Origin of the sequence: Caproicibacter sp. BJN0012 (assembly GCF_035986805.1) — a bacterium.
GTDB lineage: Bacteria > Bacillota > Clostridia > Oscillospirales > Acutalibacteraceae > Caproicibacter.
On sequence record NZ_CP142518.1, the window covers coordinates 1,134,057 to 1,160,804 of the forward strand.

At 54.6% G+C, this 26,748-nt stretch carries 17 protein-coding genes; 16 read left to right on the forward strand and 1 reads right to left on the reverse strand.

Annotated elements, in window-relative coordinates:
• Nucleotides 1-101: 101 nt before the first annotated feature.
• On the reverse strand, nucleotides 102-635 hold the full coding sequence (locus tag VA597_RS05490) for a glycerol-3-phosphate responsive antiterminator (protein ID WP_326975481.1): 534 nt from the start codon (nucleotides 633-635) through the stop codon (nucleotides 102-104).
• 396 nt (nucleotides 636-1,031) lie between these two features.
• Between VA597_RS05490 and VA597_RS05495 the strand changes: the two genes are divergently transcribed.
• From VA597_RS05495 to VA597_RS05570, 16 genes are all read left to right on the forward strand, one after another.
• The gene (locus tag VA597_RS05495; RefSeq protein WP_326975482.1) at nucleotides 1,032-2,555 is read left to right on the forward strand and encodes an FGGY-family carbohydrate kinase; all 1,524 of its coding nucleotides are present in this window, start codon (nucleotides 1,032-1,034) and stop codon (nucleotides 2,553-2,555) included.
• A 29-nt stretch (nucleotides 2,556-2,584) separates the two neighbouring features.
• Entirely contained in the window at nucleotides 2,585-3,625 is a 1,041-nt protein-coding gene (locus tag VA597_RS05500) for a 2-hydroxyacid dehydrogenase (RefSeq protein ID WP_326975483.1), read from the forward strand.
• 298 nt (nucleotides 3,626-3,923) lie between these two features.
• Nucleotides 3,924-4,541 carry a TetR/AcrR family transcriptional regulator gene (locus VA597_RS05505; RefSeq protein WP_326975484.1) on the forward strand — a complete coding sequence of 206 codons (618 nt, stop codon included), beginning with the start codon at nucleotides 3,924-3,926 and terminating at the stop codon, nucleotides 4,539-4,541.
• A 66-nt stretch (nucleotides 4,542-4,607) separates the two neighbouring features.
• Nucleotides 4,608-6,401: an ABC transporter ATP-binding protein gene (locus VA597_RS05510; protein ID WP_326975485.1), complete on the forward strand. Its 1,794-nt coding sequence runs from the start codon at nucleotides 4,608-4,610 to the stop codon at nucleotides 6,399-6,401.
• On the forward strand, nucleotides 6,398-8,140 hold the full coding sequence (locus VA597_RS05515; protein ID WP_326975486.1) for an ABC transporter ATP-binding protein: 1,743 nt from the start codon (nucleotides 6,398-6,400) through the stop codon (nucleotides 8,138-8,140). Before VA597_RS05510 ends, VA597_RS05515 begins: the two co-directional genes overlap by 4 nt.
• A gap of 146 nt (nucleotides 8,141-8,286) precedes the next feature.
• Nucleotides 8,287-8,946, forward strand: a complete 660-nt coding sequence (locus VA597_RS05520; protein ID WP_326975487.1) for a GDSL-type esterase/lipase family protein — start codon at nucleotides 8,287-8,289, stop codon at nucleotides 8,944-8,946.
• A gap of 232 nt (nucleotides 8,947-9,178) precedes the next feature.
• Nucleotides 9,179-10,846 (forward strand): histidine kinase N-terminal 7TM domain-containing protein, encoded by a 1,668-nt coding sequence (locus VA597_RS05525; protein ID WP_326975489.1) that lies wholly within the window; start codon nucleotides 9,179-9,181, stop codon nucleotides 10,844-10,846.
• Nucleotides 10,846-11,940 carry a response regulator gene (locus VA597_RS05530; protein ID WP_326975490.1) on the forward strand — a complete coding sequence of 365 codons (1,095 nt, stop codon included), beginning with the start codon at nucleotides 10,846-10,848 and terminating at the stop codon, nucleotides 11,938-11,940. Before VA597_RS05525 ends, VA597_RS05530 begins: the two co-directional genes overlap by 1 nt.
• 138 nt (nucleotides 11,941-12,078) lie before the next feature.
• On the forward strand, nucleotides 12,079-18,387 hold the full coding sequence (locus tag VA597_RS05535) for an Ig-like domain-containing protein (RefSeq protein ID WP_326975491.1): 6,309 nt from the start codon (nucleotides 12,079-12,081) through the stop codon (nucleotides 18,385-18,387).
• Nucleotides 18,388-18,798: 411 nt separating this feature from the next.
• Nucleotides 18,799-19,584, forward strand: coding sequence for an IclR family transcriptional regulator (locus VA597_RS05540; RefSeq protein WP_128741812.1), 786 nt, complete (start codon nucleotides 18,799-18,801; stop codon nucleotides 19,582-19,584).
• A 76-nt stretch (nucleotides 19,585-19,660) separates the two neighbouring features.
• Nucleotides 19,661-21,340 carry a dihydroxy-acid dehydratase gene (ilvD, locus tag VA597_RS05545; RefSeq protein WP_128741813.1) on the forward strand — a complete coding sequence of 560 codons (1,680 nt, stop codon included), beginning with the start codon at nucleotides 19,661-19,663 and terminating at the stop codon, nucleotides 21,338-21,340.
• 30 nt (nucleotides 21,341-21,370) lie between these two features.
• Nucleotides 21,371-22,270 carry a dihydrodipicolinate synthase family protein gene (locus tag VA597_RS05550; protein ID WP_128741814.1) on the forward strand — a complete coding sequence of 300 codons (900 nt, stop codon included), beginning with the start codon at nucleotides 21,371-21,373 and terminating at the stop codon, nucleotides 22,268-22,270.
• A 184-nt stretch (nucleotides 22,271-22,454) separates the two neighbouring features.
• Nucleotides 22,455-23,465 (forward strand): tripartite tricarboxylate transporter substrate binding protein, encoded by a 1,011-nt coding sequence (locus VA597_RS05555; protein WP_128741815.1) that lies wholly within the window; start codon nucleotides 22,455-22,457, stop codon nucleotides 23,463-23,465.
• 161 nt (nucleotides 23,466-23,626) lie between these two features.
• On the forward strand, nucleotides 23,627-24,091 hold the full coding sequence (locus tag VA597_RS05560) for a tripartite tricarboxylate transporter TctB family protein (RefSeq protein WP_128741816.1): 465 nt from the start codon (nucleotides 23,627-23,629) through the stop codon (nucleotides 24,089-24,091).
• A 33-nt stretch (nucleotides 24,092-24,124) separates the two neighbouring features.
• A complete protein-coding gene (locus VA597_RS05565; RefSeq protein ID WP_128741817.1) occupies nucleotides 24,125-25,606 on the forward strand; it encodes a tripartite tricarboxylate transporter permease in 1,482 nt (493 codons plus the stop codon).
• A complete protein-coding gene (locus VA597_RS05570) occupies nucleotides 25,603-26,694 on the forward strand; it encodes an iron-containing alcohol dehydrogenase (protein ID WP_128741818.1) in 1,092 nt (363 codons plus the stop codon). Before VA597_RS05565 ends, VA597_RS05570 begins: the two co-directional genes overlap by 4 nt.
• The last annotated feature ends 54 nt before the right edge of the window (nucleotides 26,695-26,748 follow it).

Sequence of the window (26,748 nt, forward strand, 5' to 3'; positions counted from 1 at the left end):
CTTTTCCGGGGCCGCCAAAAGGGATAAATTTATAAAATAAAAAACGACTAAAAGCTGCCAAAACAGCTTTTAGTCGAATTCTTACGCTACTATTCAACAATCTATTTTGTTTTCGATGGTCCCCACAAAAATTTATCGCTCAGCGTTACGCCTTTGAAGCGCAAACCGCGCGCCTGCTCAATAATTTTGTCCGAGTGGATGAAACCGGCAAGGAAGAAGTCGAGATCCGGCCTTGCCTGCCGCAGCTTATTGATATATTCCATCCCGTAAATGGCGGGCCGCAGCTCCACCGCGTCACATGAGGTTTCCGAAATGATCCGCGCAGAATTTTCAAGAGAAAGCGAATCGATCAAAATCACGCGGAGAATTGTGTACAGGCCCAGCTTTTTTAAGGACTTTACCAACAGGGGGTTCGATACCATGACAACATCCGCATGAAACATCTGCTTGAGAAACTGTGCGCCGTTTCTGTCCAGATTAAAACCGCCGATCAGCTCGACGTTCACGGAAGCCCTTTTGCCGGCCTGATGAACGCGGTCAATCAAACTTTTCAAATTGCCGATGTGGGTGTTGCTGAGATGGATGTAAGGCGAATTGGACAAGAGAGCGCTGGAAAGATTTTTGATTTCTCGCACCGATGGGATCAGATAAAAGCCGTCCTCAAATTCTGCGATATTACCTCCTCCTTCCGGTCAAGAAATTCTGTCGTTTATCCTATAACAACAAATGAGTGCTTGTCAATGATAAAATACACAAAATTTAATAGAATTATTTGTGATACATATTCATTGACAACAAGAAATCTCTGCTCTATCATAGGCACATGTAGTCGGCGATTACAGATTGCAATTAAAACAAAATAAAAAACCGAATGGTTGCATTGTGAATTCGGCTGAAGATCGAGAATCTTCAGCCGAATTCTATTTTTTTATGCGGAATTAAGCTTTCTCCGGAAAGAGAAAACAGTTTCGGTCACTTTGGTTTGCCGCGGCATGCGTGTGATGAAATTTCAGAACATTAGGGAGGTTATTGTGTTGAAAAGATATTTACTTGGAATTGATGCCGGTTCTTCCTCAGTTAAATCCGTTCTGTTTGATCGGGAAGGGCATATGATTGCCTCGGATTCCAAACGCAACAGGCGCGAAGAGGCCACCGAAAGAACCAGGGAACTGGGAATTGAGGAAATCGATGCCGGCAATATCTGGGAATCCACCAAAGTGTGTGTCAGCCACGTGATTCAAAAGTCTGGGATTGACGCCGCGCAAATCGCGGCAGTCGGGATCTGCTCTTTCGGCAATGGCGTCGTGGTTGTCGACAGGGCGGGAAACGCCGCGGCAAGGGCGGCTCTTTCGCAGGACTACAGGGCGAGCAAAATCGTTGAAGGCTACAAAAAAGAGGGCAAGCTGGACCGGATCAATCAGATCATCGCGGGAACGCTCTTTGCGGGGGAACCGGGTCCGATCCTGCGCTGGTACAAAGAAAACCAGCCAGCCGTCTACAACCGGATTAACGGCGTTTTGATGTGCAAGGATTTTCTGATTTTGAAGCTGACGGGCCAACTTTCGGCGGATATCAACTGCTTCGGGGGCTCTTCTCTTCTGGATCTCAGCACGTTCGGGTACTCCCGGGAGCTGATGGATCTTTACGGGGTGCCGGAGATGTATGATAAGCTGCCGAAACTGCACGAAAGCTCCGAAATTGCGGGAACGGTGAGCGGGGAGGCCGCAAAGGCCACGGGCCTCGCCGTCGGCACCCCGGTGGTGGCCGGAATGATGGACATTCTGGCCTGCTTGGTCGGGGCGGGCGCCTCTGCCGAAGGGATCGTCACGATTGTCGCCGGGACCTGGTGCATCAATGAAACGCAGTCCGCCAAAATCATTCCGGGCGCCTCCGCCAATCAGCCTTCGCTCGGAAAAGGGCTGTATCTGAACTGTTCCTACACGGGCGCTTCGGCGGTCAACTACGACTGGTTCATCAAGGCGCTGGGTGGAACGGCGATAATGGAAGCGCAAAAGCGCGGTGTTTCCCAGTATCAGGTTTTGGACGAGATCATCGGGAGAATGTCTCCGGAAAGGACGGAGGTACTGTTCCATCCCTTTGTCGCGCAGCCAAGCGTTCACCCGAATGCGAAGGCAAATTTTTTCAACATCGACCAGAATACTTCATACGGAGAAATGGTCTATGCCGTTGCGGAGGGGATCGTTTTCCTACATAAATGGCATATCGATTTTCTGCGAAAGGAGGGATGCATGATCAATTTGGCCCGGCTCACAGGAGGGATTGCGCACAGCGGCGAATGGGCTCAGCTTTTTGCGGATATCCTGCAGATTCCGGTTGAAGTCGTCGAAAGCGACGAAGTGGGCGCTCTTGGTTCCGCTATCACGGCGGGCATTGGGGCGAAGGTATACGAGGACTATCAGGACGGTTTCCAACATGCCGTAAGGATCAAGGAGCGGTTCGAGCCGTCGGCGGAACACGCGGAAGGCTTCGCCGAACGCTACAAGGAATGGGAACGGCTGATGAATGCCTTGATGTCTTATTGGGATGAAAAATAATTATATTGCTCAGGAGGCGCAGTTTTAGAATGAAGAAAACAAAGATCTTATTGGTGTCCGACGGGGGCGTCACAAAAGCACTGATGCAGAAAATGTACGAGTTAGAGCCTTATGGTGCGGAAATCACATTGGTGGAAGATACGGATATGCCTTCAATGGGGTATATTACCGACCGGATGGGACTCTTGGAGAGAGAGGGTATAAACGCTGCCCCAAGCTGTGAGCCGTTGCTTGAAAACTGCGCGGACAAGGAAATCATTGTCGTTCATGTGGCTTCGATCAACCGGGAGGTGATTGCGGCAAGCCCGAACCTGAAGGTCGCCGCCGTGCTGAGAGGCGGAATTGAAAACGCGGATGCTCCGGCGCTGAAGGAAAGGGGGATCAAGCTGATCAACGCTCCATGGCGCAGCGCGGATGCGGTTGCAGATTTTACTGTGGGGATGATGATCGCCGAAAACAAGAACATTGCGCGGGCCCACAAACTTCTGTTTGAGGGCAAGTGGTGCAAAAACTATACCAATCAGTCCTACATCCATAACATGAACCGTTCCACCGTAGGGATCATCGGCTTTGGCTACATCGGCCGCCGCGTTGCGGACAGGGCAAAAGCATTCGGCTCCAAAATTGTCGTCTTCGACCCGTTCCAGAAGCCGGAGGCCATCGAAAGAGCGGGTTGTGCGGCCTTGTCTTTGGAGGAACTGCTGAAACAGTCCGATTATGTCACGATTCATATGCGTCTGTCCGATCAGACGAGGGAATACCTCGGAGAGAAAGAATTTTCCCTCATGAAGCCGACGGCGTACTTCATCAACACGGCGCGTGCGGGGCTTGTCGACACGTCCGCACTTTTAAAGGCGCTGCAGACAAAGTCCATTGGCGGCGCGGCAATTGACGTTTTCGACAAAGAGCCTCTTTCGCAGGATAATCCGTTTTTAAAACTTGATAACGTGACGCTTACGCCTCACCTGGCGGGAACTTCCTGTGACACGATGCGCAACTCCGTAGATATTTGCTTTGAAGACATTAAAAATTATATTCAGGGAAAACCGATGACAAACATCTCCAACTGATTCGTTTAGCGGCAATCGTACATTTTAATTCTGACAGACTGCCGGCCTCAACAGTTTTAAACCCCTTTAAGACTTATAGCGTTCCGTCGTTTTCCGCACTTTCTTTGAAAGGCTTAAGGACAGGGCTGCGGCATTCGATGCCGCGGTCCCGTCCTTATTTTATCTATTCTGTTCCGTGTTTTGAGCGGGACGTTGAAGCAGAGTGAATATCCGCGGATTTACATTAATCTCTTGACAAATGGATGAATGACTGATAATATAACAGTGTTATATGCCGAAGGCATGCGGAGGCGTTTCATTGAGCGGGGAAGAAACAGGCACACGAAAAGCGATTCTGAACGCGGGAAAAATGGAATTTCTCGGTAAGGGATTCCGGGCCGCTTCGCTGAGAAGCATTGTAAAAGCGGCGGGAGTTACCACCGGCGCTTTTTACGGATACTTTGGCAGCAAGGAGAAGCTGTTCCGCGCGCTTGTGAACGAGCCCGCAGAAGCGCTGCTTGACAAATACCGGGAAGCACAGGATCGATTTGCCGCCCTTCCGCGGGAAGAACAGCTGGGCCAGATGAGTAAAATCTCCGGCGACTGCATGAGCTGGATGGTTGAATATGTCTATGAGCATTTCGATGCGTTCAAACTGATTCTGTGCAGGTCGGAGGGCACGGAATATGAGAATTACATCAACACGATGGTTGGCATCGAAACGGAAGCGACGCACCGCTTCGTTGAAGTCCAGCGCGGCCTTGGCAGTCGGATCAAATCGGTGGATGGCGCGCTGGAGCATATTCTGATCAGCGGCGAGTTTTCCGCAATCTTCGAAATGGTCGTTCACGATATGCCGAAACAACAGGCAGCGGGATATGTCAAAGACCTTCAGGCGTTTTATTCCGCGGGTTGGAAGCAGATTATGGGGTTTTAAGCCCTATAATTTTTAACCAATGGTTAGCATATGCTAACTAAAAGATAACAGCAGAGGAGAGATCCAATGAAGAAACAATCGAAAAAAAAGAGCAGTCTGTCGCAGCTGATGGCTTATGCGGGCGGCCGTAAAAAGCTGACGATACTGGGCTGTGTCCTCTCAGGCGTGTCCGCCGTCCTTTCCATGGCGGTCTATGTCTGCATCTGGTTCGTTGCGCGCGGGGTCTTCCAGGCAATGCCGGACTTTACCTCGGCGGGAGGACTCACAAAATTCGGATGGATGGCGCTGGTGTTCGCCGCCGTGAGCACGCTGATCTATCTGGCGGCCCTGATGTGCACTCACCTGGCCGCTTTCCGCACGGCGAGAAATATGCGCGCTGAGGGTGCAAGGCATCTGATGGACCTGCCGCTCGGCTATTTCGCCGCCAACCAGTCCGGCCGCCTGCGAAAGTTGATCGACGACAACGCCGGAATGACGGAAACGCTTCTGGCGCATGAGCTTCCCGACCTGGTCGGCGCAATCGTAACCCCCGTTGCCGCCATTGTGCTGCTGTTTGTGTTCGACTGGCGGATGGGTCTGATTTGTCTGGCACCCCTGTTTGTCGCGGTGCTGCTCATGAAGCAGATGATGGGAGGGAAGAACGCCGGATTTTTCAGCCGTTATCAGAAAGCGATCGAAGATTTGAGCTCGGAGGCTACGGAATATGTCCGGGGCATCCCGGTGGTCAAGGTGTTTCAGCAAACGGTATATTCCTTTAAATCCTTTTATTCTTCCATTATCCGCTACCGGGATCTCGCGGCGGATTATTCCCTGTCCTGCCGGAATCCGATGACGGGTTTCACCACTGTGCTGAACGGGACGTTCCTGCTGCTGATTCCCGTCGGAATGTTTCTGTGCGCGTACGCGTCCGAGGGATGGACGGCGCTCGCCAATCTGCTGTTTTACATGCTGTTTACTCCGTTCTGCTCACTGATGATGATGCGGATCATGTATGCGAGTGAGGCGGCGATGCAGGCGGACGAGGCGGTTCGCAAGCTGGGTGAGATCATGCGCGCCGAACCTCTGAAGGAACCGGAAAATCCGGAAAAAGCGAAGGGCTTCTCCGTGGAACTGAGGGATGTGACGTTTACTTACCCTGGAGCCGCGGTCCCGGCGCTGTCGCACGTGAGCTTCCGGGTGCAGGAGGGTGCGACGGTGGCGCTGGTGGGCCCGTCAGGAGGGGGCAAGACGACCGCCGCCGCCCTGATCCCGCGCTTTTGGGACGTGCAGGAAGGGGAGGTCCTTGTCGGCGGCATTGACGTGCGAAGGCTTTCTTCCGAAGAACTGATGAGACACGTAGCCTTTGTGTTTCAGGATTCGCGGCTGTTCAAGGCCAGTCTGCTTGAAAACATTCGGGCCGCGCGTCCGGGCGCGACGATGGAACAGGTGGAGCTCGCCGCCCGTGCGGCCCAATGCGGCGATATTGTGTCCAAATTTCCCGAAGGGCTGGATACGGTGGTTGGGACCAGGGGGGTCTATTTGTCGGGAGGCGAGCAGCAGCGCATCGCGCTGGCGAGGGCGATCCTGAAGGATGCCCCCATTGTGGTGCTGGATGAGGCGACCGCGTTCACCGACCCGGAAAATGAGGCGCTGATACAGAAGGCGTTTGAGACGCTGACAAAGGGCAAGACCGTTTTGATGATCGCGCACCGGCTTTCCACCGTGCGAAACGCCGACCTGATCCTGGCGATGGAAGACGGAAAAATCTCAGAGCAGGGCACACACCGGGAATTGCTTGAGAAAGACGGCCTCTATGCCCGGATGTGGAAGGATTACCGGACCTCGGTCATGTGGAAAGTCGGAAGGGAGGTGGGCGCATGATCCGCAGGCTGCAAAGAGTTTTCGCCCTGACGGAAAAAGGCGCAAAGGATCTGGTCTTGGCAACCCTGCTGACCGTCGCCGCCAATCTGAGCCTGATACTTCCCGTGGGGCTGCTGGTCACGGCACTGGGACGCATCATTGAGGCTTTTCAAAGAGGGTCCGACCCGTCTGCCGGCGTATGGAAATATACGGCGGCTGCCGCCATTCTGGTCGCAGTTGTCTACATCGTTCACTGGTTTCAATACAAAAGCCTGTATGTTGCCACCTACATCGAAAGTGCCAACCGGCGCGTGACCCTTGGGGAAAAGCTGCGGGAATTGCCTCTCTCTTTCTTCGGGCAGAGGGACCTTTCCGACCTGACGGCGACCATCATGTCCGACTGCAGCGCGCTGGAACAGGCTTTTTCCCATTACATCCCACAACTGTTCGGAACCGTGATTTCCACCGTGCTGGTCGCCGTCGGCCTGCTGTTTGTTGACTGGCGGATGGGACTCTCCGTCGTTTGGGTCATTCCGTTCTCGGCACTGCTTGTCTTCGGTTCCCGGTGGCTTCAGGACAAATATGGAACGCGCAGCATCCTTGCCAAGCGCGCCGCCACCGACGGCCTGCAGGAGCTTCTGGAAACCGTCAAGGATATCAAGGCCTGCAACCGGAAGCAAACATATATGGACAGCCTGGAAACAAAGTTCGCAGGTGTCGAAAAAGCCGCGATCCGTTCCGAACTGGCGTCCGGGGTGTCCGTTTCTTCCGCTCAGGCGTTTTTAAGGCTTGGCGTCGCAACGACCGTATTGGTGGGAGTGAATCTGCTGGTCGCCGGACAGTTAAGCCTCACAGTCTTTCTGATTTTTCTGATCACTGCGGCGCAGCTGTATGATCCGTTGAACATTTGCTTTATGAATCTCGCGGCAACGTTCAACGCGAAGCTTCAGATCGAACGAATGAGGGCAATCGAGGAGCAGCCGGTGCAGACCGGTTCCGACCGCTATTCCCCGGACGGCTACGGCATCGCTTTCGATCATGTACGGTTTGCCTACAACGAAAACGAGGGCGTTTTGGAAGACGTCTCCTTCACTGCGAAACAGGGTGAGGTGACTGCGCTGGTGGGACCGTCCGGCGGCGGCAAGAGCACGGCGGCCAAACTTGCGGCGCGTTTTTGGGATGTGAACGGGGGCAGGATCACGCTGGGCGGCGTCGACGTTTCCACTGTGGAACCGGAAGCCCTTTTGAAAAACTATTCCATCGTTTTTCAGGACGTGGTCCTTTTTCACGATACGGTCCTGGAGAATATACGCCTCGGACGCCGAAACGCTACGGACGCCGAGGTCCTCGCGGCGGCAAAAGCCGCGCAGTGCGATGAGTTCGTTCAGAAGATGCCGGACGGATACCGAACGGTGATCGGGGAAAACGGTTCCACCCTTTCGGGAGGAGAACGTCAGCGGATCTCCATTGCCCGCGCTCTTCTGAAAGACGCTCCGGTCATCCTGCTCGACGAGGCGACGGCCAGCCTGGACGTTGAAAATGAAACGGCCGTGCAGAAGGCGCTGTCCGGCCTGATTCGGAACAAGACCGTGCTGATCATCGCCCATCGGATGCGCACGGTGATGGGGGCCGACAAGGTCGTCGTGCTGTCCGACGGAAAGGCGGTCCAAACCGGAAGGCCCGCCGAACTGCTCCGGGAGGAAGGCCTGTTCCGCCGCATGGTGCAGCTGCAGAGTGAAAGCCAGGATTGGGCCCTTTAAAGCAATGGCCAAAATCCGAAGCGCTTTTCCGGAGGCATGGCTTTCTTGGCTCATCACACAGCCGGCCGTTTCGGGCAAAAAGATATTTTACAGACAATGGCCCCGGTGCTATAATGCAAAGTAGACAAAGTGAGGTGCCTGACATCATGAAAACAATTTTGTGCTACGGCGATTCAAACACGTGGGGATTTAATTATGAAACACTGGAAAGATTTCCTTATGGGGTGCGTTGGCCGAACGTCATGCAAAAAATATTGGGAGATAATTTCAGAGTGATAGAAGAGGGATTAAACGGCAGGACAACGGCGCTGGATGACCCGAACGACGATTGCCCCGAAGCGAGGAACGGGTTAAAATACCTCAATCCGTGCATCCGCTCTCACTATCCAATTGATTTAATGATTTTTATGTTGGGCACGAACGATTTAAAAGCGGACCTCTTTACCACGGTGGACGATATCGCGCGGAATATGGAACGCCTGATCGAATTGTCAAGAAAAGAGCTTGATGCCCGTCAGGGTTATGAACCGAAAATTTTGTTGGCCGCGCCGACGGCCATTGGAACTTCGATTGAAAGATCCATGTTTTGCAATGAGTTTAACGGCAAGAAATCAATCCCTTTGTCTGCGGAATTAGAGGAAACCCTGTTCAAAACCTCTGAGCGGCTTTTCTGCTATTTCTTAAATGCGGGCGAAATTACGAAACCCAACGAGGTTGATGCGATTCATTTTAACAGAGAGGGACATCGGCTGTTTGGCGAAGCTGCTGCTCAAAAAGTACGGGAGATATTCGCTCAGAGTTTCTGACGATTGGCTTGTGCAGATCTCCCGCCGCAAGATACCGCCCGTTTTTCAGAACGGGCGGTATCTTTTTTAACCCGGCCTAATTTATAAAAACAGTTCTTGCATGATGCGGCGGTTTCGTACTATTATAAAAACGAATGATCATGGAACGGCGCTTTCGCTTTTTCCCGCAGGCGAGCTGGCCCGCACGGAAAAATTCAAATGGAGATCATGCCAAAAGGAGTCGTGAGGACGGATGAGAATCGGGGTAACGGCGCTGCTGGTTCTGTCCATGCTTTTGGGGATGCTTTTTATTCTGTATGCCTGGAAGAGGCGTTCCCTTCCCGGAGCGGTCTGTTTTATCCTTCTTTCGGCGTCCATTGTTTTTGTAAACGGCACCTATATCGGCGAACTGAATTCCAACAGCATGTCCGCGGCGCTTTTCTGGTCTTATCTTGACCATCTGGTGCTGCCGCTGACCCCCTGCCTGTGGCTTATGATGTGTCTGGATTACTCGCGGGTCCAAGGCCATCGGCGGCTGGTCCGTCTTCTCTTACTCGTCTATCTGCTTTTCTACTATTTCGTTTTTTACACCGACAATTTTCTTCATCTCTATATTGTGTCCTACCGTTTTGTGAGCAACGGATATTTTCCGGTCCTGATTTCCGAAAAAGGCTGGGGTTTCATCGCGGTCCTTCTCATGATCACGGGAATAGGCGTCGCCTGCACCGTGATTTATATCCGCGGTTTTCTGAAATCCTCAAGGCTGCATCGCCGCGGATATCTGCTGATGATGACGGCTTCGGCCATACCCTGGCTTTGCACCTATTTTAATGTCAGGCAGAATACCTATCTGGGCGTCGATTATTATTCATTCGCCATGATCGTGACCGGGGCGTTTTACCTGTTCGGGCTGTTTCACTATCATCTTTTCAGCACCGTTCCCATCGCCACGGAAACCGTGTTCCGCCTTTCGGAAGATGCCATCGCGCTGACGGATATCGGCGGACGCATCACCGACGCGAATGATTCGTTTCTGCGTTTTTATCCGGAACTCAAACGGTTGGGGAAAAGGGATACGCTCGATGGATTCCTGGAACGGCACAAAGAGTTCGCGGGTCTTTCATTTTCAGGCGGACCCGTGAATTTTCATCAGTGTGACAGCGGTACGGAACGATATTTTTCCGCCGGACTGACTCCGATCTTTTCGGAGAACGGCGTTCAGATTGGAGGGATTTTTCTGATGAAGGACATCACGGTCTATGCCGAGTACGAAAATCAGTTAAAGATACTCGCTGAAAATGCCGCCATCAAAGCGGAGACGAATGAGCTGTCTTTCCTGCAGGCACAGATCAGCCCGCATTTTCTGAACAACACGCTGAGCGCCATCGGTTCCCTGATCCCGAGAGACCAGGAAAGAGCCGGGGAGCTGGTGGTCGACCTCAGCGAATATCTGATCAACTGTTACAGGGCCGGTGGCTCTTCGCCGACGGCGCCGCTGGAACGTGAGCTGGAGGCCGTGGACACTTACATAAAGATTGTCCGGGCGCGTTTTGGAAACCGGATCCGATACAGGGCGGAGATCGACGCCCCGCCGGAAATGGAATTGCCCCGGCTGGTCTTGCAGCCCTTGGTGGAAAATGCCGTGCGCCATGGAGTCCAGCCCCGAAAAGACGGCGGGACAGTCTGCCTCAGCATCCGGCGGACTCCGTCCTATGTGTGTTTTGAGATCAGGGACGACGGTGTGGGGATCGAGCCGGAGCGGATCTCCACCCTGCTTTCCGGCGACGACGACCGGCAGGGGGTGGGCATTATCAACATCCATAAAAGACTGCTTCGATACTACGGCGAAGGTCTGAGCATTCAGTGCGAGGGCGGAACATCCGTATCGTTCCGTATCCCGGTGAAGGGAGAGCGCTCTTGATGATTAAAACCATTGTGGTGGACGACGAATGGTATAACCTGGAAGAAATTTGCGATCTGGTTGAACAGACCGGCTTTATGAGCGTGGAGGGCCGTTATCAGAATGGGGCGGACGCTTTGGAGGGAGCCGCCCGCGTAATGCCGCAGACGGCGTTCATCGACATTGAGATGCCGGAAATGGACGGCCTCACGCTGGCGGAAAAGCTGCTTGAGCAGGATCCGGAGATGAAGATTGTCTTTATCACGGGCTGGAACCAATACGCGGTCGCCGCTTTCGACCTTAATGCTCTCGATTACATTATGAAGCCGGTCAATAAAGCGCGCTTTGCCAAAATGGCACAAAGGCTGAAGCAGGAGCTTGGCGTGCGGCAGTCCGTAAAATCCGATCCGCCTCCGCTTTCCATCCGGTGTTTTGGAAGATTCGAAACCTTTATGGACGGCAGGCCCGTCGTATGGAAACGGAGCAAATCCGAGGAGCTGTTTGCGTATCTTCTCACCAACCATGACTCCTTTGTCCATAAAGAGGAGATTTTGGAGACATTGTGGCAGGGCTGTGACTGCCAAAAGTCTCTTCCGATCCTGCAGACGTCCGCATGTAAAATACGAAACGTTTTGTCTCCCTGCGGCGAAAGGGTAAAACTGGCTTACGCGGACAATCGTTACGGCCTTTTTTTGACGGCGGTTTCCTGCGATTATCTCGACGTTGAAAAAGCCGTCCGGGAGTTCCGGGAAGACAGGCCGGAAACGTACGGAACAATCGAGGCGGCCTGTGAAGTGTTTCAGGAAGGGCTTTTCCCGTATCATGGGTACTTGTGGAGTGAGGCTGTCGCCGAGGGAATCCGGCGGCGGCTTGCCGGCGCGCTGCGGAAAACGGCGCGCCGCCGGCCGGCCGGTTCGGAGGAACAGTGCCGCGCGCTTGGCATGCTTGCCCGGATTTCCCCCCTGGAGGACGATGATCAGATCGCCTATCTGCGTGTTTTGCAGAAACTGGGAAAGTCGGATGAGGCCGTCCGCCACGGCACGTGGCTGAAGGAAACCCTGCAGCGGGACTATGACGCGGCACTTACGGAAAAGATTACGAAACTCCTTCTTTAAATTTCATCATGCATGGAAAAAGACGCCGGTTTGGGCGCCTTTTTTATTTTGGCAAGCCGGTTTGTCAGTATTTTGTCAGAGCGTAGTGCTATACTGCGTCTGTGAACTTATGGGTAACGGCTGAAGGAGGGCAATACCATGGAACAAAAACGGATGAAAAAAGCGCCGGCTTTTCTGCTTACGGCCTCCATGCTTCTTTCTTCCATGCTGCCGGCGTTTTCCATGCCGGCGAAGGCGAGCGACACCGGATTCATCGGTACGACAAAAATATCGGATCTTCAGAAACTGGGGCTTAGCACCAGCACAAACGGTTTTTCGGATAAATTGAGCGGCTCCGCGCCTTCTCCGTACGGGAAGGAAACGACAGGCCTTCTGACCTTCAATGAACTGGCATATTCGGAAAATATCAGCCTTTTCGGTTTGGGAAATACAGCCGGCTTATATGACGCGGACAAAAGCGGAGATTCCGGCAGCGACGGGCTTCATTTCGGAAAAAGCGTCAATTCGTTGGATTCAGAGCAGAAAACAGCGCTGAGTACGAACGATATCGACTGTGAAGCGCAGCAGTCGAAAGCGTTTGACCCGACGGGCGATGGAAAAGACGATTACGCCGCAACCGTGTATGCCCAGTCGGCGGGCGGCAACACCGGCCTGAAACTGAAAGTGGCCCGCATTGCCGACAACGCGGGCGAAGTGAAGGACTACAGCCTCGGCGTTCTTTATTTTCAGTTGGAAACATACCAGGAGAACGCATTTCTTCCGATCGCCGTGGGTGATTTCGACGGCGACGGCAAGGATGAAATCGCGGTTTACCGGACGGCCATGAGCGGCTCCACGGGGCAGCAGTATGTTTCCATCCTGAAATACGATCCGGACCAAAAGAGTATATCGATTAAGAAAGATTATTCCTTGCAGAACCTTGGGTTCATCGGCGTATATGACGACGCCACGGGGAAGGATGATAAGTTCGACCCGTTTTCCGGCACGGAGGAACAGTGGAAAAACGTCTACTACTGGCCGGTGGCAAACCTGTGCGCGGTCACGCAAAAGGGCGACAGATGCGACGACCTGGTGATGAGCGTAAGTTCCCCAAAGGAGGGGATGCACCGCGTGAATACCTGCACGCGCGTCCTTTTCTGGACCGATCCGCTGAGTTCGGATTCCAAGCTTTCCGCTCCGGTCAGCATGCAGTTCAACTGGCAGAGCGTATACGGCATCTCCGACGGAGCAAACGAGTTTGAGACCATGATGTTCGGCGGAGCCGGAGCGGCCGACGTGGACGGCGACGGATACGACGATGTTGTAGTTGCGGGTTACCGGCAGCACGTCGCGAATTACGATAACGATTATAAACCGTTGGACTGGAGCCTCGATCAGAACTGGTACATGGCGGTTCGCTTCACCTATGACAGCGCGGCGAAAAGCTACAGCATGGTTGGCTCCGGGCCGCAGTATCTTGATATCGATGACGACGATTACCACCAGAACATCAATATGAACGAGGCCATTACGAACGGCAGCAGCGGAACGGAACGGCCTGAAATTGTCAAAGATCCGCCCGACATCGTGGGATTTGCGGAGGAGGGATCGGGATACGCGGACTCCGTTTTCATCAACGGCTTTGTGGTCCGTTGGGGCGACCAGATCTTGCCGGGCGAAATTCCGGACAGCAGTCTGCCGAGCGGCCGCAGCGGGATGAGCGTGAATACGGCGGTATCCGCAATGGGGCACGACGGTTATTTCTATGTAAAATACGCGGTGCCAGTCAACCAGATCATCGCCCCCGACAATCACGACTCGCTGGACGGTTATACCGGCGCGGCGGACGGATGCCGGTGGATCGCCGACGCAACGGCGGGAAATTTCGACAAGAATCTGCAGGGAAAGCAGGAACTGATGTTTACATACGCCTGCTCCGACGACACGGATACGGATGACGCGGAAATATCCTACGCGGTCGTCGGCGTAAAGCAGAAAGGAGAAGGGGACGTTACCCCCGATTTTGCCAGCCGGAAATTTGACCGCTCGCAGGCGGACAGCGATACCCATCTGTGCCTTGCCACTCTCGCTGTAGATCAGGTAAGCGCGCGCCCGGCCTTCAGTTTTTACGCCTGTGACACGGACGACGATTCCACTCTGATCAAATATGACCCCGCGCAGGAAAACGAATTCTATTTTACGGATCCGCATGTGATTGCGGTTTTGCAGTCGGCGCCTTATTTCAGCGGACTGGATGAGTACAACGGCAACTATTCCAGCAGCGGCTCTACCAGCATCACGTATACCAGCGGTTCCGGCAGCTCGACTTCGCAGAGCGTCAACGTGACGGCCGGTATTGTATTCGGCGTTGACGCAGAGCTCGCGGTTTTCATCAAAGAGGCGGAGTACTCTTCAATCAGCACCTTAACCGCGAGCCTCGGCGCGGAATTTGAAAATTCCACGTCGGTTTCAAAAAGCGTGACCTTTTCCTCTATTTCGGGGCAGGATGAAGTTGCGCTCACGATGACGCCGTACGTCCGTTATCATTACCAGGTCTGGGATCCCAAAAGCAACGACGGCGCCGGCGGATGGCATCCGACGACCGTCGATATCCCGGAGCAGCCCCGCACGACGGAAATCAGCGTGGATACCTACGACAGAGTTGCGGAAGACGTCAACAAGACCGCCGCCGGGGATAACAAGTGGGACCTGATTCGCGGGAATCTGATCGGCGACACGCCCGGCGATCCCTCCACTTATGCCGCGACATCCGGCGGTCTTGACAAATGGAGCAGCGGTTCCGTCGTTCGGGACGACGGAACGACAAGCAGCGGCTTTGTCGGCGTGGGGAGCGGAACGGGCGCCATCAGCGAGGAACTGGAGGCCGACAAGTCCGCAAGCAGCTCAGTAACCTGGGGGTCTGAGCTGAGCCACGACGAGCAGCTGATTATCGGCGGCATCGTTGCCGGCGTCACCGCAAGCGCGAGTTATCAGGGCGGCTACACCACCGAGAATTTTTCCGGACACACTTACCAGGGTACGGTCGCCGTTCTGCCGGACGAAGCCGCGGCGAATTATGATTTCATGTGGGAGTTCGGCGCCTGGGCGGGAACGCTGAACAAGGCACCCTGCCTGATCTTAGGTTATTTGGTCCAGAATGTGAAGTGCCCGCCGAGAGCGCCGAATCATTTCAGGGTGACCGACAGCACCGAACACAGCATCACCCTCGCGTGGGACTACGATGAGAATCCGAGCGGCTTTGAAATCTACCGCAAACAGGGGGACCGGTATTTTCTGCTGAAAAAGCTGGACGGCTCCGAAACGTCCTATACCGACACCTCCTGCGACCCGAACACCGAATATACCTATAAAATCCGCTGCTGCAAGCCGGTCGACAATGTTTTGCAGTACAGCTCTTACAGCGACGAGCTCAACGGTTACACCAATCCCGACGCTGACAGCGGCTCCCCTGTGTTTACGGAGCAGCCGGAAAACGCCGACGTGCGCAGCGGCGCGACCGCGGTCTTTGCCGTTTCCGTCAAGCCGGGCGACGGGCAGGATGTCAGCTACCAGTGGCAGTCCTGCTCCGGCAGCGGCTGGAAAGATATTTCCGGCGCGGAGGATTCCAGTTACTCCGTCCCCGTTGCATCCGACACACAGGATGGAGACAGCTACCGATGCTGTGTCACCCAGATGGTGAATAACCAGTTTTTCTCCATTGTTTCCCAATCCGCATCCATCCGGGTGGGTAAAGGCGCGACCGGGCTGGATCTGGATCCGGTGGACGCGGCGACCGTGTTTGACGACGTCACGCTGAAAGCGGCGGTAACCGAAGAATTCAGCGGCGCGGACGAAATCACTCCTTCCGGCACGGTCACCTTTACCGCTGTAAATGATTTGACCGGTGACAGCGAAACAATCGGCAGGAAGGACCTGGAAGCCGATTGGACGGCGAGCCTGAACTGGAAGCCCGATTCGGCGGGCAGCTATCATATTACCGCGTCTTATGGCGGGGACAGTCATTTGGAGGAGTGCTCCGGCAGTCTCGAAAGCGTCGCGGTCGGTCCGAAGGTGACCGACTTTACGGTTCAGCAGCCCCAGAATTATCAGTACACGGGCAAAGAGGTCAAACCGGACGATTTCGGCGTTTATGACGATGCGGCCAGCACCACAAAGCCGCTGAAAAAAGACACGGATTATATCCTTTCCTACAGCGACGACTGTACGGATGCCGGAACCGTGAAGATCACCGTGACCGGCGTGGGCAATTACGAGGGCAGCAGCGGCAGCACGGAGTTTGCTATTGTCCCGATTGAACTCCGGCTGGATTTGTCGGCGGACATCCGCGGCAACTCCGACGGAGGCAAGAACCTTCTGTTAAAGGCAAAAGCCGCCAATGCGGTGGACGCCCCGAAAGGCACGGTCGCCTTCCAGCGGGGCGATACGGTCATCGCCGAAAATATACCCTTGAAAGACGGTACCGCCAGTTATCAGTGGGATGATGTGCCGAACGGCAGCTATGATCTGTCAGCCGTATATCTTCCCTCCGACCAGGATAATTACTCCTTTGAGGAAACCGACGGCTCAAAAACAACAGCTACGGTGGAGATACCGGCGGACGGAGTCAAACTGAATCGCTCCGCCCTGACCCTGAAGGCCGGAGGCGCGGCCGCGGCTCTGACCGCTGAGGTGTCTCCTCCCGGCTCTGACCAGACGGTAAGCTGGTCGTCCAATGATCCCGGGATTGCCGATGTGGATGACGACGGGGTTGTGACACCTGTCGCTGTGGGCAAGGCCAAAATTACCGTCACAACGGAAGACGGCGGCTTTACGGATATCTGCAGCGTGACCGTGCAGGAGGAAGACGTGGCGGCAACCGGAGTCAGGCTGAACCGTTCTTCCCTGACTTTGAAAGCCGGAGGAGCTCCGGCGGCCCTGACGGCGGCGATTTCCCCGTCCGATGCGACCGATCAGAATGTAAGCTGGTCCTCCGATGCTCCCGACATCGCGGATGTGGACGATAATGGATTGGTGACTCCCGTTGCCGCAGGCAAGGCCGAAATCACCGTTACGACGGAGGACGGCGGCTTTACGGATGCCTGCAGCGTGACTGTTCAGGACGGCGACATTCCTGTAACCGGAGTCAAGCTGGACCGCTCTGTCATGACGCTGAAAGCCGGGGGTGATACGGAAACCTTGACCGCAACGGTCTCCCCGTTTAATGCGGCCAATCCGGATGTAAACTGGTCGTCCGACGATCCCGGTGTCGCGGATGTGGATGACGACGGCGTGGTGACGCCCGTTGCCGCAGGCAAGGCCAAAATCACCGTCACGACGGACGACGGCAGCCTGACGGATACCTGTGATGTGACGGTGCGGGACGGCACCTGGGTTACCGGGGTCAAGCTGAGCCCCTCCCTTCTGACCCTGACGGCGGGAGGCGCGGCCGCAAGGCTGACCGCGGCGGTATCGCCTTCCGATGCGGCCAATCAAAACGTAATCTGGTCGTCGGATCACCCGAACATTGCGAGCGTGAAAGACGGAACCGTGACGCCGAAAAGCGCCGGGTCCGCGGTGATTACCGTCACGACGGAGGACGGCGGCTATGCGGATACCTGTCAGGTAACCGTGGAAAAAAGCCTGGATCACTCCGATGATTCCGGTCATTCTTCTTCAGGATCACATTCTTCCTCCACGTCATCCTCCAATCCCGCACCCGCACCCGCTGCCCCGTCCGATTTGACGGACGCGGGTACAAACGCCGCCGCGGATCTGACCGGAGCCACGATGCCTGCCGGCGTGTCGCGGGTTACATTTTCAGCGGAACGGGAGCCGGTCGACGGAGGTACGGGCCAAGGCTCCGATTCGCAGGGCGAAAACCTCTTTAAGATTGTTGAGTCGGATTCGAATCTGGATGTAATCGGAGACCCGGTGATTTACAATTTAAAGCTCCTCGACCAGAACGGCGTCCCGATTTCGGGATTCAGCGGCAAAGTCACCGTCAGAATCCCGCTCCCGGAGGGACTTCGCGGCACGCCGCATGTTTACCGTTATGAGGAAAGCACCGGAACGTTCACCGACATGAATACAGCCGTCGAAAACGGGTTCCTTGTCTTTGAAACCGACCATTTCAGCAGTTACGCGATTGCGGGTGTCGGCGACTCGGTCACGCTGGATACAACAAGCTACCAGATGGCGGTCGGCGGACGGTATCAGATCGGCGTGAGGCTGACCGGGTCCAAAGCTGCGTCTGTGAAATTCCATTCCACCGATGACCGGATCGCCTCCGTATCGAAGCTGGCTAACGGAAATTATCAGGTGGACGGAAAAGGAAACGGCGCCGCGTACATCATGTTCGATGTATACGACGGAAAAAACAATCTGCTGACTCATGCGTCGGTTCGGATCGACGTAAAACCGGGAGTCAGGCCCGGGGGCAATCCCGCAAGGCAGTACGGAGTTTATTGACAGAAAAAATCAAGGCTGGACCGTTTCGCGGCGGTCCGGCCTTGATTTTTTCTGTAATTGTTTTGCCGGCCGGTTAAAGATCCAGCGCCGGCCGGCTGCGTCGCTGTAAAAGAAAAAGCCGGATTGGTTCGCAGTGTTTTATAGGACTCTGCGATCTGAAACAGAAGAGAAAAACCGATTTCCCGCTTTGACGGAATTTCTCTTTTCCCCCGGCGGCCGGGATCCAATAAGTGCTTCTTGGCGACGCCGGTCTGCTTTATTGTGACGAAATTCAAGCTATTCCACAAATTTCTGCAAGAATTTTAGGTGAATCAGATCAATTGACAGACATTGAGACGTGTGTTATAGTAAATCCGATATAAATTTTATATTTAGTTTTTATATTCCATATATGGAACGAGGCGAAAAACAATGCTGACTGAGCAGCAGCAAGAATTTCAAAAAAAGCTCTCTTCTTACAGTTCTCTCAAGGTTCTGCAGACCCTGCTCGCGCTTTCCAGTTCAAATAATTATATGGGGATCAGCGAGCTGACTGAGATCACCGGTCTCAGTGCAAGCACGATGCACAGAATACTCCAGGAGCTTTTGGAGTGCGGCTTCGTGGCCAAGGACGAACAGCAGAAAAAATATCGCATCGGTTTTGAAGCGATGGTTCTGGCGGAGCACATGGAGGCCGCCAATTACCTGTTGGAGGCATCCAAGGAGGAGATGCGGCGCCTGAACGAACTGACTCAGGAGACGATCAATCTAATTGCGCTGGACGGTTTTCAGGGAATTTATATCGGGAAGCTGGAAGCTAGAAACCAAATCGCGATGCGTTCCAAAGTCGGGTGGAAAATCCCCCTTTACTGCACAAGCGGGGGAAAACTTCTCCTTGCTTATCAGAGCGAAGCATGGCTGGAGGATTATTTGGATGCCACGCCTCTGCAGAAACATACCGAATACACGATCACTGACCGGGAAGCCCTGAAGAGGGAACTCAAAAAGGTCCGGCAGGAAAACTTCTCGGTGGATAATCAGGAACATAATTCGGACGTTATCTGCGTTGCCGCGCCGATTTTTTCCAGAAATCATGAAATTACCGCCACAATTGGCGTTGCGGCCCCGAACTACCGCTTTTCCCTGCAAAAAGCCATCTCCTATAAGGATGAGATCATTGCAGCGGGAAAAGCGGTGACCGAGCTGCTTGTAAGATAATGTGCCGCGTCCATGACAGGCCGCCTATCTGTTTTGTTATAAACTGAATTTGAATAATTGGAGGAAAGGAACGAATATGAATCTGGATTACAAAGACCCTAAATACCGCAGTTCGCATGTGGTCAACGGCATCAGCATGGCCGGCCCGCGGGCGCATCTGCGGGGGATGGGGCTTCTCAACGAGGAGCTTTCCAAACCGTTTATCGGCGTCATTAACACTTACAATGAGATGCATCCGGGGCATGTCCACCTCAACCGCATCGGCGAGTTCGTAAAGGCGGGCGTGCGTTCCGCCGGAGGGGTCCCGTTTGAAGTCAACACGATCTCCATCTGCGACGGATTCGCGCAGGGGCATGTTGGCATGTGCAGCGTTCTTCCCAGCAGGGAAGTCATTGCCGATTCGATTGAGGTTTATGCGAACGCCCATCAGCTGGACGGCCTGGTGCTGATCGGCGGATGCGACAAAATCGTTCCCGCCATGCTGATGGCGGCCCTTCGAATCAATATTCCAGCGATTATCGTAACGGGCGGGCCGATGCTCCCTGCCGAATACAAAGGGAAAAGTTACGCCACCTACGAGCTGAAGGAAATGACCGGGCAGCTGATGCGCGGCGAGATCTCCAAGGAAGAGTACGAGTACATGGAGGGCCTGATGTCGCCGGTTCCCGGTTCCTGTGCGATGATGGGGACCGCGAACAGCATGTCGATCGTCGCGGAGGCCATGGGTCTCACCATGCCGGGTTGTGCCTGCGCTCACGCCGTGACGGGAAAAAAGAACCGGATCGCGAAGCAGAGCGGTTATGAGATCGTCCGGCTGGTTGAAAACAATATCTGCCCGCGCGACATCGTCACGCAGAAGATGCTGGACCTTGCCGTGACGGTTGCGATGAGCGTCGGCGGCTCCACGAACCTGAGCCTTCATATGCCGGCAATCGCGCGGGAAGCGCATCTGCATATGACGCTGGAGGACATTGAACGGATCTCCTCGTCGACCCCGTACCTTGCCAAAATCAAACCGTCCGGCAGCCATACATTGCTGGACCTGGACCGCGCGGGCGGAGCCGGCGGCGTGATGCGCGAGCTGGAACCGCTTTTGGATCTGGACCAGATGACGGTGAACGGAAAGACGCACCGCGAAAACGTCTCGCAGGTGATGGAACGGGATAACGGCGTCATTCATACCATCGAAAACGCTTACAGCAAACAGAGCTCTCTTGCCGTTCTCCACGGAAATCTCGCTCCGGACGGCTGCGTCGTCAAGCAGACGGCCGTCAGCCCCAAGATGCGCAGGCACACCGGGCCGGCGCGCTGCTTTGAATCGGAGGAGGCCGCGGTGAAAGCGATCTATGGGCAAAAGATCAGTCACGGGGACGTCATCGTTCTCCGCAACGAAGGGCCTCAGGGAGGACCTGGAATGCGCGAGATGCTGACCGCTACGGCCGCTCTGGTCGGCATGGGCTATTCCGAGTCGGTCGCCCTCGTGACGGACGGGCGTTTTTCCGGGGCGACGCGCGGGCCGTGCATCGGTCATGTTTCGCCCGAAGCTTCCCGCAGGGGGCCGATCGCGGCCGTGCGGGACGGAGACATCGTCGAGATCGATATCGATGCCCGGACCATTCACGTGAAGCTGAGCAAGGAAGAAATCGCGCAGAGGCTGGCACAGCTTCCGCCGTATACGCCAAAGGTCACCGAGGGATATCTTGCGCGCTATTCCCGCGAAGTTTCCTCCGCCAACGAGGGAGCGGTCCTAAAATAATCTGCCGGATCAATTGAAGGAGGAAATACATTGGCAAAATCCGTTACCATGAGGGGAATCACCGCGCCGGTTCTGACGCCGTTTCATCAGGACGGCACCGTCAACTACGAGGAGTACAAAAGGCTGAACCGCTATATCACGGAAAACGGGGTCGGCGGCGTCTTTGTCTGCGGCACGACGGGGGAATTCGTCAATCTCACGATTCAGGAGCGCAAGCTCCTGCTGTCCGCCGCGATGGAAAGTGTGAAGCCGGGGACCAATGTCCTGTTCAACACGACGGCGATGAATCTGGAGGATACGAAGGAACTTCTGGACTGGTCGAAAAAATGCGGGGCGGACGCGGTTTCCTTCACAGCTCCCTATTACCATAAATATGACCAGAAAGCGCTGATCTCCTATTTCCAGAAGACCGCGCAGCTGGCGGGGGAGCAGACCGTTTACTTATATAATATGGTCGGCATGACGCACAACGCGATCACCCCGGCGGTGCTGAAGGCGGTTGTGGAAAACTGCCCCAATGTCAGAGGAATCAAGGACAGCAGCATGGATTTTATGGTTCTGCTCAATTATCAATGCGTGATCGAGGACGATTCCTTTGAGATCATCACCGGGAACGATGCGCAGGTGCTGACCGCCCTGCAGGCGGGCGCGGCCGGCGGCGTGATTGCCGCGGCAAGCGTGTTCCCTGCGCTGTGCGCCGAGATCTGGGACAAGTTCCGGAAAGGGGATCTGGAGGGTTCGCGCGAGGCGCAGACAAAGGTCCTGAAACTGAGGGAACTTTTCCGCGCCGTCATGCCGGTCATGTCCCATAAAAGGGCGCTGGAGCTTCAGGGCTTCCAAATGGGCCCCGCCCGTTTTCCGTTCCGGGATCTGACCGAGGAGGAGAACAAGAAGGTCGAGATGACGATACGCGACCTGGGCCTGCTTTAAGGCCGGATCGCTGCAGGGAGCCTGAACCGCCAGATCCGGGATGGCTTGGAATGAGCAGGGCAGGCGGGTTACGGGCTTTACTGCAGAGCGCTTATTCGGAGGTCTTTGGGAAGCATCTCCAATCAACCGTTTTTATGCCGTTGGAATGGCATAACATAAACAACTTTAGGAGGAAGAGTTATCTATGAAAAAACTGTTATCACTGCTTTTGTGTGCAGGACTGTTGCTCACAACAGCCGCATGTTCCAATTCAGCCTCGTCCGGTTCATCAGCGCCGTCGGCGGGATCTTCCGCAGCCGGGGCGGCATCGGCCCAGAAACCCGCGAATTTCCCCAAAAAGCCGATTACCTTTATCGTTCCGTGGTCGGCGGGCGGAACTTCCGACGGACAGATCCGCGCGCTTTCCAGCCTGGGACAGAAGTATTTCGGCGTTGCCTGCACGGTTGTAAACCGTGACGGGGCGGGCGGGACGATTGCCACGACCGAGTTTGTCAACACAAAGGCCGACGGCTACACCCTCTGCCTGGAAGCCTGCGGCGTATTCACCACCCAGCCGTTTATCAAGGACGATATCAAGTACAGCATGGACGACTTCAAACCCGTGATCGGCACAACCGTCGAACCTATCATCATGGTGGCCAGCAAATCCTCCGGGATCAAATCCCTTGACGACCTGAAGAAAAAGGGGGGCACCATCAGCTACGGTTTCTCCGGCGCGGGCAGCCTGCCCCAGCTTTCCCAGCAGAGGTTCTTTGAAATGGCCGGCCTCAAGTCAAGCGCGGTTCCCTTTGACGGAGGCGCTCCGACCATCACGGCTCTGCTTGGCGCGCATATCGACGTCGCAGCGGCACATCCGGGCGAAATCGCTCAGTACCTCGCGTCCGGCGACGTTGTCCCGCTCGGCATTTTCTCTCCGGAGCGCGACTCCAGAGAAGCTCTGAAGAATATCCCGACGTTTAAGGAACAGGGTTACGATATCGACATGAGCGTCTGGAAATTCCTGATGGTTCCGAAAGACACGCCCGACGACATTGCAAATTATCTGACCGATACCCTGGCTCAGATGGAAAAGGATCCCGAGTTTACAAAGTACTGCGAGAACAATACCCTTGCCATTTCCGGGTACAAGCCGGATGAGATCGTGACAAAGATTAAGGATGAGGCGGCCGTCAACAAGGAACTGCTGAAAAAGTAAGCCGGTCGGGCGGAACCGTTTCCCCCACGGCGGGACTCGGTTCCAATTGCCCGGGTGAGCCGGATGGAAAACGGCGGAACGGTTCGTCCTGACGGCGAAACGGATCATGATGAAAGGAGTAATGGCCGGTGCGGCTTTGCCGCGGGCCATACACAGTCCCAATGAGCGATTATAAAAAGAATTTGGTTTCTTCTCTGATTTTTTTGGTTCTGGGGATCACCCTGATGATTTTTATCCCGATTACGATTCCTCTGAGCGAGGCCACTGAGGTAGGCCCCCGGGCGTTTCCGTATTTCATTGCGGCCGCGATGATTTTGCTGAGCGCGGTGCTTTTGATCTCCACTTTGCTCCAGCGCGGAAAACAGGGTCTGCAGGGGGAAAAACCCGAAGAGAAAGAACCGCAGTACCGGCAGAATGAATTGCGGGCTCTGGCTCTGATCGGAATCACCCTTCTGTACATTTTCCTGTTTGATAAAATCGGATACTTTCTTTCCACCCTGCTGAGCTCGACGCTGGTCCTGCTGCTGTTCCGGGTGAAAAAGATCTGGTATTATCTGGTCGTTTACGCCGTGGGCGCGGGGATTTATTTTGCGTTCACCAAACTGCTGTTCGTCACGTTACCCTAGCTGGGTGCAGAGGGAGGAATAAGTGAGATTATTATGATTTTAACTGTACTGTCCAGCTTGTTTACTTGGGAAAATTTTCTTTTTATGAATATCGGCCTTGCCGCCGGTATTATTGTGGGGGCTCTGCCCGGACTTACCGGGACAATGTGCATCGCGCTTTTACTGCCGATGACCTACGGGCTCAATTCCATTACCGGAATGATTCTGCTTCTGGGTGTTTACTGCGGAGGCATTTACGGCGGTTCCATTACAGCGATTCTGATCAATACCCCGGGAACGCCGGCGTCCGCGGCAACGGTGCTGGACGGTTATCCGATGGCGAAAAAAGGCCAGGCGGGCCGCGCACTAAACCTGGCGCTTTCCGCTTCGGAAGTCGGCGGCCTGTTCAGCGTGGCCGTTTTAATCGTAGCTGCTCCGCAGATCGCGAGAGTCGCGCTGGACTTTGGGCCCGCAGAATATTTCGCGCTTGCGCTGTTTGGACTTACCATTATCGCCAGTGTCGGAGGTTCCTTAATCAAGGGACTGATCATGGGCCTTGCCGGTTTGTTTGTCGCCACCATCGGGATGGACCCGGTCGGAGGAACAAACCGTTTCACATTCAATATCACAGAACTGTCCAGCGGGATCGACATTATTCCGGCTTTGATCGGTTTGTTCGCGATCACTGAGATCATGTACAAGGCGAGAGACATTTACAAGCCTGTCGGCGACGTCATCGAGATCAAGGGGAAAGAAAAGGTTTCCTTCAAGGACGTTCTACAATATAAAGCCACTCTCTTGAAATCATCGATTATCGGCACGTTCATCGGCGTCGTTCCCGGCACCGGCGCGGCAATCGCCTCGTTCCTCAGCTACAATGAAGCCAAGCGTGCCAGCAAGCACCCGGAACTGTTCGGAACGGGCTATGGAGAAGGGGTCGTCGCTTCTGAAGCGGCAAACAATGCCGTTACCGGCGGCGCGCTGGTTCCGCTGCTGACTTTGGGGCTTCCCGGTGACACCAACACCGCGGTTCTGCTCGGCGCGCTGACCATGCAGGGGATTATCCCCGGCCCGCAGCTTTTCGTGCAGCAGAGACAGTGGGTTTACAGCATCATGTTCGCACTGATTATCGTCAATATTTTCATGTACATTCAGGGCAGATTTTTCATTAAGTTCTTTGTAAATGTAACAAAGGTGCCCACACAGGTACTTGTCCCGATTCTGATCACCCTGTGCATCATTGGTTCCTACGCGGTAAACAACACGACGTTCGACGCATTGCTGATGATTTTGATCGGGCTGTTCGGATATTACATGAAGAAGCTGGATTTTCCGCTGACTCCGATGGTCATCGCGATTGTTCTGGGGCCTCTCGCGGAGTCGAATATGCGGCGCGCGCTGATTATTTCGCAGGGAAGCGCTCTGATCTTCTTCCAGAAACCGATCAGCTGCTTCTTCATCCTTCTCGCGGTCTTTATGCTGTTCTTCCCTTTGATCAAAAAGCAAATGGAGAAAAAGAAAGGCGCGGCGGCATGACAAAAAACAAGGCGATACAAATCAGCAGCGGGCGTTATTACCAAAGCAGTGGAGCGCTCGCCGTGTTTCCTGAAGAAGTGCGGGCGCACGGCAATTCCGTCCTGATCGTGACAGATCATACGGTATACCCGAAAGTGCGGGACCGTGTGGAACCCGCGCTCCGGAAGGCGGGAATCCGGTTTGAGATTTTCTGGTTCGAGGGTTTTTGCTCCGCCGGCAATTATGAAGCGGCCGCGCAGGCGGCAAGGCAGATGAAAGCGGCGGTGGTTGCCGGAATCGGCGGAGGCCGTATCATGGATACCGCGAAAATTGCGTCCGATCTGTGCCAGGTCCGGTCCATCACGATCCCTACTTCGGCTGCGACCTGCGCCTCTACCGCGCTGCTGGCGGTTCACTATACCGACGACGGGCACTTCCTCGGAAATTACTGGCCCGCTTATGTTCCATCAACCACGATCGCGGATCTGGACATTATTGTGTCGGACTGCCCCGTGCGCTACAATGCCGCGGGTATTGTCGACGCGATGGCGAAATTTCCTGAAATTACCTACAATATGCGCTATACCAAATTTTGGAGCGGAAATCTGTACTCCAGGCTCGCCTGTGCGGGAGCGGGTGAGACCTACCGTTTCTTATTAGAAAACGGGCCGCAGGTGCTGGATAAAATGCGGTCGAAAACCTGCGACCAGCAGGTCGAAAATGCCGTGTGTGCGGCTCTTTCCGCCACCGGATTGATTTCCTGCCTGGCGAGCGGCGGAAAACAGGCCGCGATCTCGCACTGCCTTTACAGCTTTTTCTGCGACTGCCGGCCGGAATTGGCACGAAGCTTTCTGCACGGCGAACTCGTTGGGGCTTCACTCCCTTATCAGCTCTTAGTTGACGGGAACGGTGAAAAACAGGCGGCGGAGCTGTCTGCGTTTCTAAAAAAGATGAATTTACCTGCGTGCCTCGATGATCTTGGATTTGCCTCCGACTCTTCCGGCATGGAGGAATTATATCAATATCTTCAAATGAAAATGCCGATTGAAAATGCTTCGGAGCTGGAAAAGGTAAAAGCGTTTGAAGAAGTCCTGCTGCATGGATGCTGAAATCAATCCTTTCGCTGAAGTTGCGAAAGATAAGTTTTTTGTGAAAAGATTCAC

What these genes read in the sequence shown, in the direction of transcription:
- VA597_RS05500 (WP_326975483.1), top strand. Translation starts at nt 2,585, where the DNA reads ATGAAGAAAACAAAGATCTTATTGGTGTCCGACGGGGGCGTCACAAAA.
- VA597_RS05510 (WP_326975485.1), top strand. Translation starts at nt 4,608, where the DNA reads ATGAAGAAACAATCGAAAAAAAAGAGCAGTCTGTCGCAGCTGATGGCT.
- VA597_RS05515 (WP_326975486.1), top strand. Translation starts at nt 6,398, where the DNA reads ATGATCCGCAGGCTGCAAAGAGTTTTCGCCCTGACGGAAAAAGGCGCA.
- VA597_RS05520 (WP_326975487.1), top strand. Translation starts at nt 8,287, where the DNA reads ATGAAAACAATTTTGTGCTACGGCGATTCAAACACGTGGGGATTTAAT.
- VA597_RS05525 (WP_326975489.1), top strand. Translation starts at nt 9,179, where the DNA reads ATGAGAATCGGGGTAACGGCGCTGCTGGTTCTGTCCATGCTTTTGGGG.
- VA597_RS05530 (WP_326975490.1), top strand. Translation starts at nt 10,846, where the DNA reads ATGATTAAAACCATTGTGGTGGACGACGAATGGTATAACCTGGAAGAA.
- VA597_RS05535 (WP_326975491.1), top strand. Translation starts at nt 12,079, where the DNA reads ATGGAACAAAAACGGATGAAAAAAGCGCCGGCTTTTCTGCTTACGGCC.
- VA597_RS05540 (WP_128741812.1), top strand. Translation starts at nt 18,799, where the DNA reads ATGCTGACTGAGCAGCAGCAAGAATTTCAAAAAAAGCTCTCTTCTTAC.
- ilvD (WP_128741813.1), top strand. Translation starts at nt 19,661, where the DNA reads ATGAATCTGGATTACAAAGACCCTAAATACCGCAGTTCGCATGTGGTC.
- VA597_RS05555 (WP_128741815.1), top strand. Translation starts at nt 22,455, where the DNA reads ATGAAAAAACTGTTATCACTGCTTTTGTGTGCAGGACTGTTGCTCACA.
- VA597_RS05560 (WP_128741816.1), top strand. Translation starts at nt 23,627, where the DNA reads ATGAGCGATTATAAAAAGAATTTGGTTTCTTCTCTGATTTTTTTGGTT.
- VA597_RS05565 (WP_128741817.1), top strand. Translation starts at nt 24,125, where the DNA reads ATGATTTTAACTGTACTGTCCAGCTTGTTTACTTGGGAAAATTTTCTT.
- VA597_RS05570 (WP_128741818.1), top strand. Translation starts at nt 25,603, where the DNA reads ATGACAAAAAACAAGGCGATACAAATCAGCAGCGGGCGTTATTACCAA.